We start from the raw sequence: 1,302 nt of genomic DNA on the forward strand, positions 1-1,302 counted from the left end.
TGTACACGTTCAGGCAGCCCGGCCGGTACGGGCGGCTGCTGTATTACGTCCCACCCCTGCCGTTGCCGCAGTAGGGGATGATAACTGGAAGAGCTTCTGAGGCAGAAGTTACGTTTTCTTTGACTGAGGGGGCGGAGGTTACTGATGTTCATAAACCCGCCGGGACCTGCTTATCAAAAGCGTGTTGCCTGGCAGGTTCATAAAATATGCCGGTTGCGCTCAGATTTCGGAGCAAGGTGCCGATATCTTTAATGTGCCTCATCAGGGTACACATCTGATACTGCGACTGATTGTGCTGATGGCTTCCTCCCGGAAGCCATTTTTTTATTACGCTGCCTGCACAGTTAATTTCTGTAGGGGACCGCCACCCCCCTGAATCTGAACCCTTTCCCACGAAACTGATCGTAATGTCAGCCGTGCAGGCAACACAGAAGAGAAGAACTTAGCGTTCAGAAGAAATTTTGGTCAGATAGGGTGGAAATTCAGGGTACGGGAAAGATATTCATTACTGAAGACAGAGCGCAGGCAGGCTGAACAGACGTTAAAAAAACAGGGGCGGGTCAGCCCCTGAAAACATCAATGAGATAAACGGACTTACTCGTGTCGCGGAGTGTGGCCATCGGATTAACCACCTTCATGCTATCGGCTATCCGCTGAAAAACTTTAGCCCGGTCTTCTGTGATGCTTACTGTTTTTCATATCGCTCCACGTCCTGTTCGGCCTCCTCCAGCTCGGACATCAGCGCCGCGAGGTCCACCATTCCGGCCGCCGGGTTGCGGCTTGCCCGCCGGTAACGGATCCTGAGCGCGCTCAGGCGTATCAGCGCTTCACGATAGGGCGTGGCACCGTTTTTCATTATGACGTCTCCTCTGTGCATGAAGGCATGGTTTTCCCGCTCCTGAACAGACTTTAGCATGCACGGATATCCCCCCGGCCCCCTGTGGTCAGGAGAAGCATGCGCTGTGTCACAAATGTGTCTCCCGCATTTCAGACAGAGTAGGAGGAATGGCGGGCAGGAAGGATATAAATAATCTCCCGGGGTGTTCAGTCCCGGGAGCAACGCTGGATTTCACATAGCCGGCCTGACGCTGGCTGTGTAAAGCGGACCAGGGGTCCTGTAAGGCGAACTGCTGGCGTCACGGACGGCCTTCTGCGTGGCCGGGTGCACAGGCCTACCTTAATGCAACCCTGGAAAAATCATGTCAGGAATTCTCTGGTTCTGCTTATTTTATTCTCACCCGTGCAGAAATATATCTCACAGGGTCCAGATTTCGCTGAATTAAGCCCTTGAGCCCCCTCTCA

General features: G+C 53.4%; 1 protein-coding gene. It reads right to left on the bottom strand.

All coding sequences use genetic code 11. From position 1 onward, the window contains the following. Nucleotides 1-685 precede the first annotated feature (685 nt). Nucleotides 686-856 carry a hypothetical protein gene (locus tag PSSD_RS27900; protein ID WP_166936816.1) on the bottom strand — a complete coding sequence of 57 codons (171 nt, stop codon included), beginning with the start codon at nucleotides 854-856 and terminating at the stop codon, nucleotides 686-688. Between the last annotated feature and the right edge of the window lie 446 nt (nucleotides 857-1,302).

The organism is Type-D symbiont of Plautia stali (assembly GCF_001485335.1).
Taxonomy (GTDB): domain Bacteria; phylum Pseudomonadota; class Gammaproteobacteria; order Enterobacterales; family Enterobacteriaceae; genus Pantoea; species Pantoea vagans_C.

Coding starts and splice junctions, on each gene's coding strand:
- PSSD_RS27900 (WP_166936816.1), bottom strand. CDS start 856: ATGAAAAACGGTGCCACGCCCTATCGTGAAGCGCTGATACGCCTGAGC.